Origin of the sequence: Amycolatopsis orientalis (assembly GCF_000943515.2) — a bacterium.
Lineage (GTDB): Bacteria > Actinomycetota > Actinomycetes > Mycobacteriales > Pseudonocardiaceae > Amycolatopsis > Amycolatopsis orientalis.
The window spans coordinates 2,993,051-3,011,135 of sequence record NZ_CP016174.1 but is presented as its reverse complement, the minus strand read 5'-3'; the positions used below and the strand labels follow the sequence as shown (position 1 = coordinate 3,011,135).

Below are 18,085 nucleotides of genomic sequence, written 5' to 3'. Positions count from 1 at the left end.
CGCTAGGGTGCGGCCTTGATCAGTTCCTGAAGCGCGTCCTGGAAATGGTCGGCGAGCGGCCACAGATCGCCGGTGAGTTCACGGGCACCGAGCAGGCCGACGTCGACTCGTCCCGCGTTGGACAGCACGGTCACGTTGAGCCCGGCGCCGTGGAACACCGGCCCGAGCGGGTAGAGCCCGGTGACCCGGCAGCCCAGCAGGTACAGCGGCATCGGCGGTCCGGGCACATTGGACACCACCAGGTTGTGCACCACCGGATGCCGTTCGGCGAGGCGCAGCGCCGAATACGCGCGCACCGCGAGCCCGAACAAGGTCGCCGCCGAGAACTGCGCCCAGTCTCCGAGCATGTCGGCGTCGATGTCGTAGTGGTGGTCCTTCGACAGCCGGTTCGACTCCGCGAGCATGAACACCCGCGCGGCGGGATCCTCCAGATGGGTGGGCAGCGACGCGAAGAACGCCGACACCTTGTTGCTGCCGTGTTCGCGTCCGGTCCGTCCGTGCACCGACACCGGCACGGTCGCCACCAGCGGATCGTCCGGCAATTCGTCCCTGTCCCGCAGGAACCGCCGCAGGGCACCGGAAACGACGGCGAGGACGACGTCGTTGACGGTGACCCCGAACGCGTTCTTCACCTGCTTGACCTCATCGAGGCCGAGTGAGGCGTAGGCCACGCTGCGGTGCGCGGTGATCGTCCCGTTCAGCGAGGTACGCGGCGCCGTGAACGGCACCGGCATTCCCTTGCCCTGCAATGCCTTCGCGATCCATTTCGGCGCGAGCCCGAACAGATCCGGCAGGAGCTTCGCCAGCTCCAGTGGACTCTTCACGAACGACGTCAACCCCGCGCCGAACAACGCCCGCCTGCCCGGCACGTCCGCGTTGCGGCGTTCGTCCCGCGCGATCTCCGGCGGCGGGGCGTCCGGTTCGAGGCCGGCGAGCGCGGTGATCAGGCTCGCGCCGCCGACGCCGTCCACACTGGCGTGATGCATCTTGAGCAGGACGGCGATCCCGCCGTCCGCCAGGCCTTCGATGACGTGCAACTGCCACAGCGGCTTCGCGCGGTCCAGCCGTTGTCCCGCGATGTGGGCGCAGAGTTCGGCCAGCTCCCGCCGGTCCCCCGGCGCGGGTACGCCGATCCGGTGAACATGGGCTTCGAGGTCGAAATCCTCGTCCTCGACCCAGACGGGATGGGTCAGATTCCAGAGTGGATTGTGCAGCTTGCGCCGGAATGCCGGGATCAGCCCCACCCGTTCGGCCAGCTTCTCCTTGAAGCGCGCGAATTCGTAGCCGCCCGGCATGGTCGATCCGTCCAGGATGAGCAGTCCGCACACATGCAGGGCCTGGGCCGGTGTCTCCAGATAGAGGAAACTCGCGTCCAGACCACTCAATCTCTGCATGAGAATCACCCTAGGCGAACTCTGCAACCGGTTCTAGGCCGTCACCCGGCGGTAGGATCGGCTCCCATGCAGCCGAGTTTCGTCCTCCGCCAGGCACTCCAGCTCGCGCTCACCGCGAACGCGCTCAAGCCGCCGCGCAACGCCCGGACGGCGGTCCCGGCGTTCTTCGCGGGCTGGCTCACCGGGGAACTCGCACCGCATCTGCTCGCGCTCACCGCGGCCGACGCGGCGGCGCACGTCGCGCGGCACCGGGGTCGGTCGAGCAAGGCCGGGCTCGCGCTCGCGGCCGCGTCGGCGGCCGGGCTCGGCACGCTGATCGCCCAATCCCAGCGTGCCCGCGGCGAGATCGAGACCGCGCTCACCGAAGGCATCGGCGAGGCCTACACCGGCGAGCTGGTGCATCCGCCGAGCCCGACCGACCTCGCGACGCCGTGGGGCCAGCTGGCCCTGCCGTTCCGCATGCGCGACCCCGAGGTGCGGCGGAAACGGAACATCGCCTACGCGCCGGGCGGGAAGCGGTTCCTGCTCGACGTCTACTCCCCGCGTGAACCGGTCACCGGCGCGCCGATCCTGCTGCAGGTGCACGGTGGCGCGTGGATGATCGGCAACAAGGACCAGCAGGGCCTGCCGCTGATGCTGCACATGGCCAAACGCGGCTGGATCTGCGTCGCGATCAACTACCCGCTCTCCCCCGCCGTCCGCTGGCCCGCGCATATCGTCGCGGCCAAACGCGCGCTGGCGTGGATCAGGGACAACGCCGCGTCCTACGGCGGCGACCCGTCGTTCGTCGCCGTGACCGGGGGTTCGGCGGGCGGGCATCTCGCGGCGCTGCTGGCGCTGACCGCGAACGACCCGGCGATGCAGCCTGACTTCACCGAAGCCGACACGAGCATCCAGGCGTGCGTGCCGCACTACGGCGTGTACGACTTCGCCGCGACCAGCGGACGGCGCTCCAGCCAGGCACGGCTGAAGACGCTGATCGCCCGGCACGTCTTCGAGGCGGACAGGGATCCGGTGAACTTTCTCGACGACTACATCGCGGCCTCGCCGCTCGACCGGATCACCGAAGACGCACCGCCGTTCTTCGTCATCCACGGCGTCCATGACTCGCTGGTGCCGGTGGGCGAGGCCCGCGAATTCGTCCGGCGCCTGCGGGAGACGTCCAAACGCGAGGTCGCCTACGCGGAACTCTCCGGCGCGCAGCACGCCTTCGACGTCTTCCCCTCGATCCGCAGCGCCCATGTGGTCCGCGGGGTCGAACGGTTCCTGGAGTGGAGCTACCGCACCTGGCGACGACGGTCCACCGCCTCGTGAGTGGTGATGACGGTTAGAACCGTCATCACCACTCACGAGGCCAGGGTCAAGGTGGGTAGATCACGTCGGCCGGACGGGCGGACGACGGGCCGTCGACCCGCCAGCCCTCGCCGTCGCGCACGAAGCGGTACCAGCGTTCGTCGCGGCCGTAGCGGAGTTGCAGATCGCCTTGGGTGATCCGGTTCCGCCAGGTCTTCGGTTCCCCCGGCAGTCCCGATTCGGCCAGATCCGCCTTGGCCCGCACGAGCGGCGCCTGTCCCGGCCGCCAGACCTCCCGGGCGACCGCCATCCCGCCCCTGCCCGCCTCACCCCAGGCCTGCGCCCAGGCGGCCAGCTCCCGCGCCGGGACCTGGGCGGCCTCGGCGAGTTCGGCGATCGTGTCCGGGCGCCCGGCGGCGCGGCGGGCGAGGGCCTCCTCGAACGACAGCTCGGTTTCCTCTCCGGGCCCCATGACCAGCAGTTCCCAGGCCCTCGCGGCGGCGTCGGCGGCGAGTTCCGCGAAGGTGTCGCCGCTCCAGCCCGTGCGATGCGGCGGATCGAGGTCGAGGACGGCGGGCGGCCCGACCGTCCCCGGGACGGCGGGCCGCGGCGGCAGTGCGGCGATCCGCCGGGTGTAGGCGCGTTTCGGGTCCACGCCGGGCGCGGCGGGGGCCCGCACCCGCTTGCCCGGCGCGCTCGCGGGCGCCCGGCGGGACCGCAGTTCCGCGAGCACGGCCTCCCGTGGACGGCCACGGAGCAGGAACAACACGAACGGATCGGCGTCGACCTCGTCCGCGACCAGGTAGTACACCGCCGCCACGTGCTTGCACGGGTTCGCGCTGTCGGGGCAGGAACACTTCGGACGGAGATCGCCGGGGCCGGGCAGCAGATCCGCGCCGGCGGCCCGCGCGTCCTCGGCCAGCTCGCCGGGCAGTTCGCCGTCGAGGAGGGCGGCGACGTGCCCGAGCCGCGCACCGACCATGCCGAGCAGGCTCTCCCACTGTTCCCCGGTGAACGCCCGCATGTGGATCGTCACCCGGTAGGGCAAGGCACGGCTGCCCTGCACCCGGGCCGTCACCTCACCCGTGTCGACGGCCAGGTCGCTGACCGTGCCCTTGCGCGCGTACGTGCGCCCGCGCGGCAGCCGGTTCGGGTCGAGTTTGGCGCGGTCTTCCAGCGCCTCGACCCACGCCTTGCCCCACCAGGTGTTGCCGAAGGTGCGCCGCTTCCGCTTGGTCGCGCCGGGCATCAGGTCTCCCCGAGCCGGACGAGGTCGGCGAGTTCGTCGTCGGACAGTTCGGTGATCCAGTTCTCGCCCGCGCCGATGACCGCGTCGGCCAGTCCGCGTTTGGTCTCCAGGACGGTGGCGATGCGTTCCTCGAGCGTGCCTTCGGCGATCAGCCGGTGCACCTGGACTGGCCTGTCCTGCCCGATCCGGTACGCGCGGTCGGTGGCCTGGTCCTCGACCGCCGGGTTCCACCAGCGGTCGTAGTGGATCACGTGGGTGGCCTTGGTCAGGTTGAGCCCGACGCCCCCCGCCTTGAGCGAGAGCAGGAACACCGGGACCTCGCCCGCCTGGAACCGGGCGACCATCTCCTCGCGGACCTTGGGCGTGCTCGATCCGGACAGCAGCATCGTGGGCAGCCCGCGTTCGGCGAGACGTTTCTCCAGCAGGCGGCACAGCTGGACGTACTGGCTGAACACGAGCACGCTGTCGCCCTCGTCCAAGATGACGTCGAGCAGTTCCTCGAAGGCGGCGAGCTTCCCGGAGCGGCCGTGCAGCACCCCGGGTTCCTTGAGGTACTGCGCCGGATGGTTGCAGATCTGCTTGAGCTCGGTGAGCAGTTTGAGCACCTGGCCGCGCCGCGCCACCCCGTCCAGTTCGCGGATCATCGCGAGGTTCTCCCGGACCACAGCCTCGTACAACGTCGTCTGCTCGGCGGTGAGCGGGACGAACCGGTCGGTCTCGGTCTTGCGCGGCAGTTCGGGGGCGATGTCCGGGTCGGTCTTCTTGCGGCGCAACAGGAACGGCCGGACGGTCGCGGCAAGCCGTTCGGTCGCGACGGTGTCGCGGTTCCGCTCGATCGGACGGGCCACCTTGCGGCGGAACCCGTCGAGCGAACCGAGCAGCCCCGGGGTCGTCCAATCGATGATGGACCACAGTTCGGTGAGCCGGTTCTCCATCGGCGTCCCGGTCAGCGCGACCTTCGCGGCGGCCGGGATCTTCCGCAGTTCCTTGGCCGTCACCGAAAGCGGGTTCTTGACGTGCTGCGCCTCGTCGGCGGCGATCATCCCCCAGTCCACTTCGGACAGTGTCGCGCGATCCCGGCGGAGGACGCCGTACGTGGCGAGCACGACCTCGTCCGGCGCGACCTCGTCGAGATGCCGTCCCCCGCCGTGGAACCGGCGCACCGGGATCTCCGGGGCGAACCGGGCGAACTCCCGTTCCCAGTTGCCCAGCAACGACGTCGGGCACAGGACGAGGGTGGGCCCCTCCTTGAGCGGCCGCCGGTGCAGGTGCAGGGAGATGAGCTGGATCGTCTTGCCGAGCCCCATGTCGTCGGCGAGGCAGGCGCCGAGGCCGAGTCCGGTCATCGTGGCCAGCCACGCCAGGCCCGCCTTCTGGTACGGCCGCAGGGTGGCGCGCAGCTCCGCGGGCTGCTCGATCGGTTCCGCGGCCGAGTCGCGGATCCGCTGGAGCAGTCCGGTCAGCGCCGACGGGGCGGTGAACTCGACCTTCTCCCCGTCCAGCTCCAGTTCGCCGGTGAGCGCCGCGGCCAGGGCCTCCGCCCCGGACAGCTTCTTCGCGCGATGGGCCCGCACCTTCGCGAGCAGGCGGGCGTCGACCTTGATCCACTTGCCGCGCAACCGCACCAGCGGCCGTTTCGCCTCGGCGAGCGCGGTGACCTCCGCGTCGGTGAGTTCCTCGTCTCCGACGCTCAGCCGCCAGCGGAACTGCAGCAGGCTCTTGAGCGTGAACTCGGGCCCGGTGACACTGCCGGGCGCCTGCGTCGCGCTCGCCTTCGCCTTCAGTTCGCCCGCGAAGAGGTCCTTCGGCCATTGCACCTCGATGCCGGCGCCGCCCAGCGCCGCGTCACCGTGGGTCAGCAGGTCGACGACCTCGTCGTACTCCAGCGCCAGTTCGGCGGGCGCGGCCGACCGCAGCATCCGGCCCAGCGGCGCCCACGCCCGGGCGCCGCGCCGAAGCCCCAGCAGCAACTGCGTCTCGACCTGTTCGCCCATCCGCTCCAGTACCGCTTCGGGCGCGTCCCACAGCGTCGCCGCCTCGACGATCAGGCTCGGGTCGGCGGCGCTCCGCACGGCGAGGACGGCGGCGAACGTGGGCTCTTCTTCGGGGTTCTCGGGCTCGTGCACCTCCATGCGCAGGACGAGATGCGCGCCCTGGGCCTGCCGGGCGCTCAGTTCCGCGAGCCAGGCGGCGCCGTCCGGCCCCACCAGTGTCGGCTCGGCCGCCGCGAAGGCCGGGCCGCCCGCCGTGACCCGCGCGGCGGGCGTGCGCACCAGCACGTCCGCCGTCGCGTCCCAGAGCGCGCGGATCAACGACTCCGGCGAGTGCAGCCGGATCCGTTTCACCCCGGACAACGGCAACGCGTGCGCCTCGGGCGGCAGCGCGGCGGCGAGCCCGCGCAGCAGCTCCTCGTCGGCGACGTCGAGCGGGCCGACCCGCCACGAATCCACCCCGCCGGGTGAAGCCGCGGGCAGCAGCCTGCCCCGGGCGATGAGGTTCACCCCCGCCTCGGCGACGGCCGACCACGCGGCGATGGCCGGGCTCAGCTCGCCTTCCGCGGTCAGCAGCCGGGGAATCGCGCGTGACAGCGGGACGAGCGCCGCGTCGACCTTCGTGCGCCGGAAGACCTTGTTCTCCTTGCCCGCCGGAAGCACGAGTTCGATCGCGGTGTCACCCGCCACGTCGTCTCCCCAGAGCGCCAGAAGTCCGTCCCGCGGGGGATCCGAGGGGACGAAGGTGGCCTGGGTCGCTGTGCCGAACTCCACGCCCCGCACGCTAGAGCACGGGACCGACAACCGGCTCGCGGCGGTGTTATGAACGGGACTTTCATAACGAATTTCGCAATGAAAGTCCCGTTCATAACATCCCGCGAGGCCGTGACCGGGACTTTCAGGACCGCGGAAGTCCCAGCAGCCGTTCGGCCGTCAGCGACAGCAGCACCTGAGTCGTGCCGCCCGCGATACTGAGGCACCGGGTCAGCAGGAACTCGTGCTGCGCCGGATCGCCGGCCACGAGGGCGTCCGCACCGAGCGATTCCAGCGCGAACTCCGCCACCGCCTGCCGGTGCCGGACGCCCAGCAGTTTGCGCACACTCGACTCGGCGCCCGGGTCCTGGCCGTCGAGCCGCCGCAGCGTCGCCCGCAGGTCCAGCACCGAACAAGCGCTGCCTTCGGCGATCAGCGCACCGAGACTTTCCTGATCGGCATCCTCGCCGACGGTGGCGAGCAGCTTCTCCACGCCCTCCCCCACCGCGGACCCGCTGCCGAGGGCGACCCGTTCGTTCGCCAGCGTCGTCCGCGCGAGCCGCCAGCCGCCACCGACCTCGCCGACCACCTGGTCGTCCGGGACGAAGACGTCGTCGAGGAACACCTCGTTGAAGACGGCGTCCCCGGTGATCTCGCGCAGCGGGCGCGTGCTGATCCCGCCGGCGGTCATGTCGACGAGGAAGTAGGTGATGCCCTGGTGTTTCGGCGCGTCCGGATCGGTGCGCGCCAGGCAGATCGCCCAATCGGCTTCGCGCGCGAGCGAGGTCCACACCTTCTGGCCGTTCAGCAGCCAGCCGCCGTCGACGCGCCTGGCCGTCGTGCGGAGCGACGCGAGATCCGAGCCCGCCTCGGGCTCGCTGAACAGCTGGCACCAGGTGATCTCGCCGCGCAGAGTGGGCGCGGCGAACCGTTCGCGCTGCGCCGGGGAGCCGTGTTCCAGCAACGTCGGCACGGCCCAGGCGCCGATGACGAGATCGGGGCGGCGGACACCCGCGCGGTCGAGGGCGGCGTCGATCCGCAGTTGCTCGGCGGCCGTCGCGCCCCGCCCGTACGGCGAAGGCCAATGCGGCGCCAGCAATCCGTTGTCGGCCAGCGCGACGCGCCGGGCGGGCTCGGGCAGGGCGGCGATTTCCCCGACCAGGTCACGGAGTCCGGTGTCCTCCCCGACGTCGACGCCCAGCGTCCGGCGGACGCCGCGCACCGCGAGACCGGCCGCGCGACGGCGCCAGCGCGCGGAGCCGCCCAGCCACTGCCGCAGCGCGACCGCGCGGCGCAGGTAGAAATGCGCGTCATGTTCCCAGGTGAAGCCGATGCCGCCGAGGACCTGGATGCAGTCCTTCGCGTTGGCCACGGCCGCGTCGAGGGCGTAGGCCGCCGCCGTCGCGGCCGCGAGAGGATGCTGCGCCGGGTCGTCGGCGGCCCTCGCCGCGTCCCAGGCGAGCGCGTCGGTGGCTTCGGCCCGGCAGAGCATTTCCGCGCAAAGATGCTTGATGGCCTGGAACGACCCGATGGGACGACCGAACTGCTCCCGCACTTTCGCGTACTCGACGGCGGTCCGGAGACACCATCGAGTGATACCGGCGGCCTCGGCGGTGCCGAGCGTGGCCGCGTAGGCGTCCACGGGCAGCGACTCGAAAACCGCTTCGGCCCGCACGCCCGCGCACCGGATCCGGCCGACCGGCCGGGAGACGTCGAACGGGTCTTCCGACGTTATGTCCACTCCGGACGTCCCAGGTGGAATGAGCGCGGAAAGGTCCCCGTCGGAGACCAGCGACCATGCCGACGGGTGCACGTCCAGAGCCGGTCCTGACGCGCCGTCGACGACCGAATCCGAGATACGGAGGCCGGGGCCGAGCACCACCGCCAGCCGTTCGGTCCCGTCCGCGAGACCGGGCAGGATCTCCTTGGCGGCCTGGGGAACCGTCGCGAGCAACGCGCCGCCCAGTGCCGTCCCGAGCACAGGACCGGGTACGAGCGCTTCGGCCGCTTCGGCGAGTCCGGCGGCGAGATCGGCGAGCGTCCCGCCCGCGCCGCCGACGTCTTCGGGGATCGCGACGCCGAACAGGCCGAGTTCCGCCAGCCCCGGCGGCGGCCCGGCGATCCGTCCGCTTCGGATGGCGTCGACCGGCCGGGCGGCGGCCGCCCACGCCCGGATCGACGCGGCCAGCGCCGCCTGTTCTTCGGTGAGCGCGATCGACACGGGTGGGACCTCCTCGCGGTGACCTACCGGCGAGTGTAGAACGTGTTACAGTTTCTTGCCCAATGGGTCGCGACTTGAACCGTTCGTCCGCTTAGGTACGCTACGCGGGGAAAGTGGAACAAGTTCCGAAGCTCGGTTGGTAGAGCGGTTCGACGAAGGGGGCGTGGCGATGCCAGGGAAGGCCAAGGCACCCACGAGCGCGAAGGCGCGAAGCGGCAACGGTCTCTCCGCGCTGGGTGGCGAAGAACTCGGTTCCGCGGCACAACGCGACCGCCGCCGCCGCATCATCGACGCGACCCTGACCCTCGCCGCGAAGGGCGGGTACGACGCGGTCCAGATGCGGGCGGTCGCCGAGAAGGCGGACGTCGCGCTCGGCACGCTGTACCGCTACTTCCCCTCGAAGATCCACCTGCTCGTCTCCGGACTGGCGAGGGAATTCGAACGCGCGCAGGAGAAACTCGAACGCGCCGCCATCCCCGGCGACACCCCGAGCGAGCGGCTGATGTTCGTCCTCGGCCGCAACACCCGGCTGATGCAGCGCGACCCGCACCTGACCGAAGCCATGGTCCGCGCGTTCATGTTCGCCGACACCACCGCGGCCGCCGAGGTCGAGCAGGTCGGGCGGCTGATGGAGAACATGTTCGCCAAGGCCATGGGCATCGAGGACCCGACCGAGGCCGATCGCGACATCTTCCACGTCATCGCCGACGTCTGGATGGCGAACCTGGTCGCCTGGGTGACCCGGCGCGCCTCCGCGGCCGACGTCGCGAACCGGCTGGAACTGTCGGTGCACCTGCTGCTGGACAAGAACGGCTGACCTGCCTCGCTCTCGTGCCATGAAAGGTCCTTTCCTTGCGAAATTTGCAAGGAAAGGACCTTTCATGGCACGGGTGAAGCGGGTCAGGCGGTCAGCTTCGGCAGCACGTCCCGCCCGAAGGTCTCGATGAACTCGTCCTGGTTCCGCCCCACGTTGTGGATGTAGATCCGGTTGAAGCCGGCGTCGATGAACTTCTGCAGCGACGCGCGGTGCACGTCCGGGTCGGAGGAGACGACCATGCGGCCCTCGAAGTCCTCGCGCCGCACCAGTTTCGCCATCTGCGCGAAGTCGAACGGCGAGCGGATGTCGGCCTTCGGGAACTTCATGCCGCCGTTGGGCCACTGGTCCATCGCGTTGGCCCACGCCGTCTCGTCGTCCTCGGCCCACGACAGGTGCACCTGCAGCAGTTTCGGCATCGAGTCCGGATCCTTGCCCGCCTTGCGCGCGCCCGTGCCGAAGTTGTCCAGGATGCCGGCGAGTTTCTCGATCGACGCGCCCGGCGTGATCAGTCCGTCGGCGAGTTCCCCGGTCTTGCGCGAGGTGTACGGGCCTGCCGACGCGATGTAGATCGGCGGCGGCTCGTCCGGCAGGGTCCACAGCCGGGTGGTGTGCAGTTTGAAGAACTCGCCGCTGTGCTTGACGTCCTTGCCGGTGAACAGCTTCCGGATGACCTCCAGCGCCTCGAACATCCGCCGCACCCGCTCGGGCGCCTCGGGCCAGTAGCCGCCGATGACGTGTTCGTTGAGCGCCTCGCCGGAGCCGATGCCGAGCCAGGTCCGGCCGGGGTAGGTCGCCTCCAGCGTCGCCGCGGCCTGCGCGACCATCGACGGGTGCAGCCGGAACGACGGGCAGGTGACGCCCGGTCCGAGGTCGCCGGTGGTGTTCTCCGCCAACGAGGCGAGCACACTCCACACGAACGAGGCCTCACCCTGCTGCGGGACCCAGGGCTGGAAGTGGTCGGCGGCCATCTGGCCGGAGAACCCGTGCTGTTCGGCCAGCGCCGCCAGCCGGATCGACTCGCGCGGCGAGAACTGCTCCAGTGCCGCGGCCAAGCCGATTTGAACCTCAGTCACGCCTATTGCCCCTTTCGAAAGCTCTCGGCGACCTTCGCGAACTGGTCGAGTCGTTCCAGTGTGGCCGCTTCGGGCTCTGTCGGCAGGAAGAGCGTGGTCTCGTCGACGCCGCCCTCCACCAGCCTGCTCAGCGCCGCCTCTTCCGGGGGAGCACCGAAGGCGGAGAACTTGATGTCACTCCGGCCCTGGTCGGCCAGCCACTGGCGCGCCCGGCGGAGTTCCTCCGGCGGGGTCTGGGCGTGGGGCAGCCAGCCGTCACCGAACCCGGCGATCCGCCGCATCACCTTCTCCCCCGCGCCGCCGATGTAGATCGGCGGATGCGGCTTCTGTACCGGCTTCGGCCACGCGAAGATCGGGTCGAAGTCGACGAGCTTGCCGTGGAATTCGGCCTCGTCCTTCGTCCAGATCTCCTTCAGCGCGGCGAGCTGCTCGTCCACGAGCGCGCCCCGGGTGCGCGGATCCGTGCCGTGGTTGCGCATCTCCTCCCGGTTCCACCCGACGCCGACGCCGAACAGGAACCGGCCTTCCGAAACCAGGTCCAGCGAAGCGACCTCTTTCGCCGTGTGGATGACGTCGCGTTGCTGCAGCAGCGCGACGCCGGTGCCCAGTTTCAGGGTCGACGTGGCCACGGCCGCCGCCGTCAGCGCGACGAACGGGTCCAAGGTCCGGTAGTAGATCCGCGGCAGTTCGCCGCCGCCCGGATACGGCGACTCCCGGCTGACCGGGATGTGGGAATGCTCCGCGATCTGGAGCGAGCTGAACCCCCGCTCCTCGACCGCGGCCGCGAGGACGTCCGGCCTGATGCCTTCATCGGTGATGAAGGTGGCGATTCCGATCTCCATGTTCAGCAACTACCCGAACACACCCCGCGATATTCCCGCCCGCTAGACGTTGCGGCGGTACTGACCACCCACCTCGAAGAACGCCTCCGTGATCTGGCCGAGCGAGCACACCCGCGCCGCGTCCATCAGCACGCCGAACAGGTTGCCGCCGCGGGTCGCCGCCTCGCGCAGCGTCTTGAGCGCCACCTGCGCCTCGGCGTGGTGCCGTCGCTGGAAGTCCTCGAGCCGCTCCAGCTGCGACCGCTTCTCGTCCTCGGTCGCCCGCGCGAGTTCGACCTCGATGTCGTCTTCGCCAGCGTTCGGGTTGCGGAAGGTGTTGACGCCGATGATCGGCAGCGTCCCGTCGTGCTTCTGGCGTTCGTACAGGATCGACTCGTCCTGGATCTTGCCCCGCTGGTAGCCGGTCTCCATCGCGCCCAGTACGCCGCCGCGTTCGGAGATCCGGTCGAATTCCAGCAGGACGGCCTCTTCGACCAGGTCGGTCAGCTCGTCGATGATGAACGAGCCCTGCAACGGGTTCTCGTTCTTCGACAGGCCCCACTCCTTGTTGATGATCATCTGGATGGCCATCGCCCGCCGGACCGAACTCTCCGACGGCGTGGTGATCGCCTCGTCGAAAGCGTTGGTGTGCAAGGAGTTCGCGTTGTCGTACAACGCGCACAGCGCCTGCAGCGTGGTGCGGATGTCGTTGAAGCTCATCTCCTGCGCGTGCAGCGACCGGCCGGAGGTCTGCACGTGGTACTTGAGCTTCTGCGAGCGCTCGTTGGCACCGTAGCGCTCGCGCATCGCGACCGCCCAGATCCGCCGCGCGACCCGGCCCAGCACCGAGTACTCGGCGTCCATCCCGTTGGAGAAGAAGAACGACAGGTTCGGCGCGAAATCGTCGATGTCCATCCCGCGCGCGAGGTAGCTCTCGACGTAGGTGAACCCGTTCGACAGGGTGAACGCCAGCTGCGAGATCGGGTTCGCCCCCGCCTCGGCGATGTGATAGCCGGAGATCGACACCGAGTAGAAGTTCCGGACGCCGTGCTCGATGAACCATTCCTGGATGTCGGCCATCATGCGCAGGCTGAACTCGGTGGAGAAGATGCAGGTGTTCTGCCCCTGGTCCTCCTTCAGGATGTCCGCCTGCACGGTGCCGCGGACGTTGCGCAGCGCCCATTCACGCAGTTCGGCGGCCTCGGCTTCGGACGGCGCGCGGCCGTGCTCGGCCTTGAACGCCTCGACGCGCTGGTCGATCGCGGTGTTGAGGAAGAAGGCGAGGATCGTCGGCGCCGGGCCGTTGATCGTCATAGACACCGAAGTGCTCGGCGAGGTCAGGTCGAAGCCGTCATAGAGCACCTTCATGTCTTCGAGCGTCGCGATGGACACGCCGGAGGTGCCGACCTTGCCGTAGATGTCGGGGCGGGTGTGCGGGTCGTGGCCGTAGAGCGTCACGGAGTCGAACGCGGTCGAAAGGCGCTTCGCCTCCGAATCGGCCGACAAGAGCTTGAAGCGTTTGTTGGTACGGAAGGGATCGCCCTCACCGGCGAACATCCGCGCCGGGTCCTCGCCCTCGCGTTTGAAGGGGAAGACGCCCGCGGTGTACGGGAAGTATCCGGGCAGGTGCTCGCGGCGCAGGAAGGACAGCAGCTCGCCGGATTCGGTGTAGCGCGGCAGCGCCACGCGCGGGATCCGGTTGCCGGACAGCGTGTCGCGCCAGAGCTGGGTGTGCAGTTCCTTGTCGCGGATCTTCACGACCAGCTCGTCGGCACGGTAGGACTCGGCGAGTTCGCGGAAGCGCGAAAGCAGGTTCGTCGACTCACCGTCCACATCGGACTCGGCGGCGGCGAGCAGGCCGTCGAGCGCGTCGGTGCTCGCGTCGACGGTGGCCAGCGCCTCCTTGGCGGCGGCGAGGTGCTCGTACTTGCGCAGCGCGGCGACCTGCTGCTCGGTCTTGGCGTGGTAGCCGCGGAGGGTCTCGGCGATCTCCGCGAGGTAGCGCGAGCGGTTGGCCGGGATGATGGTGCTGGCGTCGGTGGAGACCTTGCCCTCGACCTTCGGCAGCACGCCGGGCGAGACGGTCAGGCCGCGTTCGGCGAGCGTGTCGCGCAAGTGCTGGTACAGCGCGGTGACGCCGTCGTCGTTGAACTTCGCGGCGCTGGTGCCGTAGACCGGCATGTCCTCGGGCGAGGAGCTGAACGCCTCACGGTTGCGGACGAGCTGACGCGCGACGTCGCGGCGGGCGTCCTCGGCGCCGCGGCGCTCGAACTTGTTGATCGCCACCGCGTCGGCGAAGTCGAGCATGTCGATCTTCTCCAGCTGCGAAGCCGCGCCGAACTCCGGCGTCATGACATACAGCGACTGGTCCACGTAGTCGACGATCCCGGCGTCGCCCTGGCCGATACCCGGCGTCTCGACGATCACGAGGTCGAAACCGGCGGCCTTGCAGGCGAGGATCGACTCGGAGAGCCCGGCGGGGATCTCGCCGCTGGTGGTCCGCGTGGCCAGCGAACGGAAGTAGACGGGGCTGCCGTCGAGGCAGTTCATCCGGATGCGGTCGCCGAGCAGCGCTCCCCCGCCCTTGCGGCGCGACGGGTCGACGGCCAGCACGGCGATGCGGAGCTTGTCCTCCTGGTCCAGCCGGAACCGGCGGATCAGCTCGTCGGTGAGCGACGACTTGCCGGAACCACCCGTTCCGGTGATGCCCAGGACCGGCACCTGGCGCGCCTTCGCGGCCTCGGTGATCGCGTCGAGCCACTCCTCCGGGAGCGATTCACGCTGAAGCTGGGTGATCACGCGGGACAACGCCGGGATGTCACCCGAAAGCAGTTTGTCCAGCGAGCCGGGCGACTGCGCGGACAAGTCCGTGTCGCAGGCCTTGATCATCAGGTTGATCATGCCCGGGAGGCCCATCTCGTAGCCGTCCTCCGGCGAGAAGATCCGCGCGACACCCCGCGAGTGCAGCAGCTCGATCTCCTCGCGGACGATGACCCCGCCCCCGCCGCCGAACACCTTGATGTGCCCGGCGCCGCGTTCGTTCAGCAGCTCGACCAGGTAGCTGAAGTACTCGACGTGCCCGCCCTGGTAAGCGCTGATGGCCACGCCCTGGACGTCCTCGGCGATGGCCGCGGTGGCGACCTCGTCGACCGAACGGTTGTGCCCCAGGTGCACGACCTCCGCACCCTGCGACTGCAGGATGCGCCGCATGATGTTGATGGACGCGTCATGCCCGTCGAAGAGGCTCGACGCCGTCACGAAGCGAACGGGGTTCACGGGCCGGTGCAGTTCGCTGCTCATCCCTCCAAAATACTTGGACTTCCTACTGTTTTAAACCCATCCACTCGCGTGATGGCGCTCTCACTCGTCCTTGACAGATCAACACACACCAGTATATTCAACCCAAAGGTTAAACAACCGATTGATTGAGCAGCGATGACCACTGATCAGCTCAGCGCCACGTTCGCCGCCTTGGCGGACCCCACCCGGCGGGCCATCCTCGCCCGGCTCGCCACCGGCGAGGCCAGCGTCAACGAGCTGGCCGAGCCCTTCCCGGTCAGCCTCCAGGCCATCTCCAAACACCTGAAGGTGCTCGAACGCGCGGGCTTGATCAGCCGGAGCCGGACCGCGCAGTGGCGGCCCTGCCGGCTGGAGGCCGCCCCGCTCGGCGACGTCGCCGGCTGGGTCGAGCGGTACCGGCGCTTCTGGGAAGGCGGCTTCGACCGCATGGAACAGCACCTGGCCGAACTTCAGAAAGGCGAACGAAATGACTGAGACCGCCACACTGCCGGAAGTCGTCCCGGCGAAGGACTGGCAGATCGCACGAGACGCGCTGCTGGTCAAGGAGAAAGAACTCAGCCGCGCCGCGGACGCGATCGCCGCCGAACGGCGAAGGCTCCCGATGGTCCGCTTCGACAACAAGTACGAATTCGAGGGGCCCCAGGGCCGGGTCACCCTCCTGGACTTGTTCGAGGGACGACGCCAGCTGATCGTCTACCACTTCATGCTCAACCCGGGCCAGAAGGCGGGTTGCCCCGGCTGCTCGATGGTCGTGGACAACATCGGCCACCTCGCGCACCTGCACGCCCGCGACACCACGCTGTACGTGGTCGCGCCCGCGACGCTGCCCGAAATCGAGAGCTATAAGGAGCGGATGGGCTGGACCGTCCCGTGGGTCTCGACCGACGGCGACTTCAATCCGGACTGCGGCGTCGACGGCGGGTTCGGCGTCAGTGTCTTCCTGCGTGACGGCGACGACGTGTTCCGGACGTACTTCACCTCCGGCCGCGGCGCCGACCAGCTGGTGGGGACGCTGCGGTACCTGGACCTGACGCCGCTCGGGCGCCAGGAGTCCTGGGAGGAGTCCGGCCGGGGGACCGATGGCCCCGGGCATTGGTGGAAGCGGCACGACGAATACTGAGATTTCCGCATTTAGTCCTCTGAATGCGGTCGAGGCGTGTCGAGAACCCCGCGACGGCTCCGACCCCTCGGTGTCCGGCGCCCGGAAGGCGGGCGCCACACCGAAGGGATCCAGCCATGCGCAAGCTCGTCTACGCAGTCCACACCTCGCTCGACGGCCACATCGAGGGCCCGGCCGGCGAGTTCGACTGGGCCGCGATGGGCCCGGAGCTGTCCGCGCACTCCCAGGAACTCACCGACCGCGCCGACACCCTCGTCTACGGACGCCGGGTCTGGGACATGATGTCGTCGTACTGGCCGCGGGCGGAGGAGATCTCGGATCACCCGCACGACCTCGCGTACGCGCCGATCTGGCGGAACACGCCCAAGATCGTCTTCTCGACCACGCTGGAAAAGGCGGATTGGCACACCGAGGTGATCGGTGGCGACCTCGCCGAACGCGTCACGGAACTCAAAAGCAGGCCCGGCAAGGACCTGCTGCTGATGGGCGGGGCCGAACTGGCCACCGCGCTCGCCGACCGCGGCCTGATCGACGAGTTCCACGTCGTCGTGCAGCCGGTGGTGCTCGGCGGCGGCAAGAAGGTGTTCGGGGGCGGCGTCCGGACGGACCTGCGGTTGACCGGCACCCGGACGATGGACGGGCGCGCGGTCCTGCTGACCTACGAAAAGAAGTGAAACCCGGGCGGCAGCCCCTACGCTGCCGCCGTCAGGATCACCTCGCGTTGCTCGCGCGCAACGCGATCCACTGCCGCATGGCGTACTCGACCAGCGTGATCAGCGTCTGCTTGGTCGACTCCCGCTCCCGGGCGTCGCAGCGGACGATCGGGATGTTGGGGTCGATCGACAGCGCCTCACGCACGTCGTTGATGTCGTGTTCGAGGATGCCGTCGAAGGTGTTCACCCCGACGATGTAGGGCAGGCCCCGGTCCTCGAAGAAGTCGATCGGCGCGAACGAGTCGGCCAGCCGCCGCGTGTCGGCGAGCACCACGGCGCCGATCGCGCCGCGGACGAGGTCGTCCCACATGAACCAGAACCGCTGCTGCCCGGGCGTGCCGAACAGGTAGAGGATCAGGTCCGCGTCGAGCGACACCCGGCCGAAGTCCATCGCGACCGTGGTGGTCGATTTGTTGGGCGTCTGGTCGAGGTTGTCGATCCCCCGACTGGCGTCCGTCATCATCGCCTCGGTGGTGAGCGGCACGATCTCCGACACCGAACCGACGAAGGTCGTCTTACCCGCACCGAAGCCACCCGCCACGACGATCTTCGCGGATGTCATGGTCGGGGGCGCGGTTTCCCGCGGTGCCTTAAAGCCGACGGAGTCCACTCAAAACCCTTTCCATCAACACCAGATGTGCCTCGGCGCCGTCATTGCCCGAAATCGTCTTGTGCACGCTGACCAGTCCCGCGTCCGCCGCGTCGCTGATCAGCACGCGTGCCACACCCAGCGGTACGCGCAGGGTCGCCGCGATCTCGGCGACCGAACGCGGGGTCCGGCACTCCTCGATGATCGAAACGCACTCGATCTGCTCCATGGCCACCGCGGGGAGGCTACCCGCGGCGACGTGGTCCTTGGTGGAGATGAGCGTCTCCAGCTCAAGAGCGTAGTTCGCCTTGGTCCGGCCGCCGGTGAGGGCATAGGGACGGACGATCGCCGTCTCTTCGAGCGGCGACGGCCCCTGCTCGAACACGGCGGGCATGATGAACTCGCCACTGGGCGGGCCCGGGTCGAAAAGACCACCTGGTCTCGGCCCGACGGCGCCTGCGCCGCTGTCGGGTGGAGAAGCAAGTGAGGTCACGCGGTCTCCTTGATCGGTCGGCTGCGGGACTGCCGATTCCCCGGCGTGCGCTCCGCCCGCCGGGAAATCCTGGGACTGCTTGCTCTTCTTGCGCTTCCGACGACCACGGCCCGAATCCAGGGTGAAGCCGTTCAGGACGTCGGCGAACGTACCGTCGTCCCGTGAACCGGCAGCATTGGCAGCCCCCGCGCGCGGAGGCTGGTGTTCACCCGACCCCGGCGATTCGCCGAGGGACCCGGACCCAGTGCTCATCGGGAC

At 69.4% G+C, this 18,085-nt stretch carries 14 protein-coding genes; 5 read left to right on the top strand and 9 right to left on the bottom strand.

Annotation, left to right across the window (positions count from 1 at the left end; translation table 11 throughout):
* Positions 1-2 precede the first annotated feature (2 nt).
* On the bottom strand, positions 3-1,394 hold the full coding sequence (locus SD37_RS13400; protein ID WP_044854318.1) for a WS/DGAT/MGAT family O-acyltransferase: 1,392 nt from the start codon (positions 1,392-1,394) through the stop codon (positions 3-5).
* Positions 1,395-1,460: 66 nt separating this feature from the next.
* On the opposite strand from SD37_RS13400, the gene SD37_RS13395 reads away from it, so the two are divergent.
* Complete coding sequence (locus SD37_RS13395; protein WP_044854317.1) at positions 1,461-2,708, top strand: alpha/beta hydrolase; 1,248 nt, start codon at positions 1,461-1,463, stop codon at positions 2,706-2,708.
* 46 nt (positions 2,709-2,754) lie between these two features.
* On the opposite strand, the gene SD37_RS13390 is transcribed toward SD37_RS13395, so the two are convergent.
* The 3 genes from SD37_RS13390 to SD37_RS13380 all read right to left on the bottom strand — a co-directional run bounded on the left by SD37_RS13390 (position 2,755) and on the right by SD37_RS13380 (position 8,901).
* Positions 2,755-3,936 carry an SWIM zinc finger family protein gene (locus SD37_RS13390; RefSeq protein WP_065912822.1) on the bottom strand — a complete coding sequence of 394 codons (1,182 nt, stop codon included), beginning with the start codon at positions 3,934-3,936 and terminating at the stop codon, positions 2,755-2,757.
* Positions 3,936-6,710, bottom strand: coding sequence for a DEAD/DEAH box helicase (locus SD37_RS13385; RefSeq protein WP_083254959.1), 2,775 nt, complete (start codon positions 6,708-6,710; stop codon positions 3,936-3,938). The genes SD37_RS13390 and SD37_RS13385 overlap by 1 nt, the downstream gene beginning before the upstream one ends.
* Before the next feature lie 115 nt (positions 6,711-6,825).
* Complete coding sequence (locus tag SD37_RS13380) at positions 6,826-8,901, bottom strand: acyl-CoA dehydrogenase (protein WP_044854314.1); 2,076 nt, start codon at positions 8,899-8,901, stop codon at positions 6,826-6,828.
* Positions 8,902-9,070: 169 nt separating this feature from the next.
* Here SD37_RS13380 and kstR point away from each other — a divergent pair, with 169 nt between their 5' ends.
* On the top strand, positions 9,071-9,718 hold the full coding sequence (gene kstR / locus SD37_RS13375; RefSeq protein WP_044854443.1) for a cholesterol catabolism transcriptional regulator KstR: 648 nt from the start codon (positions 9,071-9,073) through the stop codon (positions 9,716-9,718).
* 83 nt (positions 9,719-9,801) lie between these two features.
* Here the strand turns inward: kstR and SD37_RS13370 are convergent, their stop codons facing one another.
* Genes SD37_RS13370 through icmF form a run of 3 tightly spaced genes read right to left on the bottom strand, consistent with a single transcriptional unit; the run spans position 9,802 to position 14,912 of the window.
* Complete coding sequence (locus SD37_RS13370) at positions 9,802-10,791, bottom strand: TIGR03557 family F420-dependent LLM class oxidoreductase (RefSeq protein WP_037304029.1); 990 nt, start codon at positions 10,789-10,791, stop codon at positions 9,802-9,804.
* Between the two features lie 2 nt (positions 10,792-10,793).
* Positions 10,794-11,633, bottom strand: a complete 840-nt coding sequence (locus SD37_RS13365) for an LLM class F420-dependent oxidoreductase (RefSeq protein ID WP_044854313.1) — start codon at positions 11,631-11,633, stop codon at positions 10,794-10,796.
* 42 nt (positions 11,634-11,675) lie between these two features.
* Complete coding sequence (gene icmF, locus SD37_RS13360; RefSeq protein WP_044854312.1) at positions 11,676-14,912, bottom strand: fused isobutyryl-CoA mutase/GTPase IcmF; 3,237 nt, start codon at positions 14,910-14,912, stop codon at positions 11,676-11,678.
* A 135-nt stretch (positions 14,913-15,047) separates the two neighbouring features.
* On the opposite strand from icmF, the gene SD37_RS13355 reads away from it, so the two are divergent.
* The 3 genes from SD37_RS13355 to SD37_RS13345 all read left to right on the top strand — a co-directional run bounded on the left by SD37_RS13355 (position 15,048) and on the right by SD37_RS13345 (position 16,706).
* Positions 15,048-15,386, top strand: a complete 339-nt coding sequence (locus SD37_RS13355) for an ArsR/SmtB family transcription factor (protein ID WP_044854311.1) — start codon at positions 15,048-15,050, stop codon at positions 15,384-15,386.
* The gene (locus SD37_RS13350; RefSeq protein WP_044854310.1) at positions 15,379-16,032 is read left to right on the top strand and encodes a DUF899 domain-containing protein; all 654 of its coding nucleotides are present in this window, start codon (positions 15,379-15,381) and stop codon (positions 16,030-16,032) included. Before SD37_RS13355 ends, SD37_RS13350 begins: the two co-directional genes overlap by 8 nt.
* A 116-nt stretch (positions 16,033-16,148) precedes the next feature.
* Positions 16,149-16,706, top strand: a complete 558-nt coding sequence (locus tag SD37_RS13345; RefSeq protein WP_044854309.1) for a dihydrofolate reductase family protein — start codon at positions 16,149-16,151, stop codon at positions 16,704-16,706.
* A 37-nt stretch (positions 16,707-16,743) separates the two neighbouring features.
* On the opposite strand, the gene SD37_RS13340 is transcribed toward SD37_RS13345, so the two are convergent.
* Together SD37_RS13340 and SD37_RS43740 are read right to left on the bottom strand one after the other, a co-directional pair.
* Complete coding sequence (locus SD37_RS13340) at positions 16,744-17,307, bottom strand: GTP-binding protein (RefSeq protein ID WP_007033694.1); 564 nt, start codon at positions 17,305-17,307, stop codon at positions 16,744-16,746.
* Positions 17,308-17,335: 28 nt separating this feature from the next.
* Positions 17,336-18,079 carry a DUF742 domain-containing protein gene (locus SD37_RS43740; protein ID WP_236725356.1) on the bottom strand — a complete coding sequence of 248 codons (744 nt, stop codon included), beginning with the start codon at positions 18,077-18,079 and terminating at the stop codon, positions 17,336-17,338.
* Between the last annotated feature and the right edge of the window lie 6 nt (positions 18,080-18,085).

Excerpts from the sequence above, each read along its gene's own strand:
- SD37_RS13400 (WP_044854318.1), bottom strand. The coding sequence starts at position 1,394 with ATGCAGAGATTGAGTGGTCTGGACGCGAGTTTCCTCTATCTGGAGACA.
- SD37_RS13395 (WP_044854317.1), top strand. The coding sequence starts at position 1,461 with ATGCAGCCGAGTTTCGTCCTCCGCCAGGCACTCCAGCTCGCGCTCACC.
- SD37_RS13390 (WP_065912822.1), bottom strand. The coding sequence starts at position 3,936 with ATGCCCGGCGCGACCAAGCGGAAGCGGCGCACCTTCGGCAACACCTGG.
- kstR (WP_044854443.1), top strand. The coding sequence starts at position 9,071 with ATGCCAGGGAAGGCCAAGGCACCCACGAGCGCGAAGGCGCGAAGCGGC.
- SD37_RS13365 (WP_044854313.1), bottom strand. The coding sequence starts at position 11,633 with ATGGAGATCGGAATCGCCACCTTCATCACCGATGAAGGCATCAGGCCG.
- icmF (WP_044854312.1), bottom strand. The coding sequence starts at position 14,912 with ATGAGCAGCGAACTGCACCGGCCCGTGAACCCCGTTCGCTTCGTGACG.
- SD37_RS13355 (WP_044854311.1), top strand. The coding sequence starts at position 15,048 with ATGACCACTGATCAGCTCAGCGCCACGTTCGCCGCCTTGGCGGACCCC.
- SD37_RS13350 (WP_044854310.1), top strand. The coding sequence starts at position 15,379 with ATGACTGAGACCGCCACACTGCCGGAAGTCGTCCCGGCGAAGGACTGG.
- SD37_RS13345 (WP_044854309.1), top strand. The coding sequence starts at position 16,149 with ATGCGCAAGCTCGTCTACGCAGTCCACACCTCGCTCGACGGCCACATC.
- SD37_RS13340 (WP_007033694.1), bottom strand. The coding sequence starts at position 17,307 with ATGACATCCGCGAAGATCGTCGTGGCGGGTGGCTTCGGTGCGGGTAAG.
- SD37_RS43740 (WP_236725356.1), bottom strand. The coding sequence starts at position 18,079 with ATGAGCACTGGGTCCGGGTCCCTCGGCGAATCGCCGGGGTCGGGTGAA.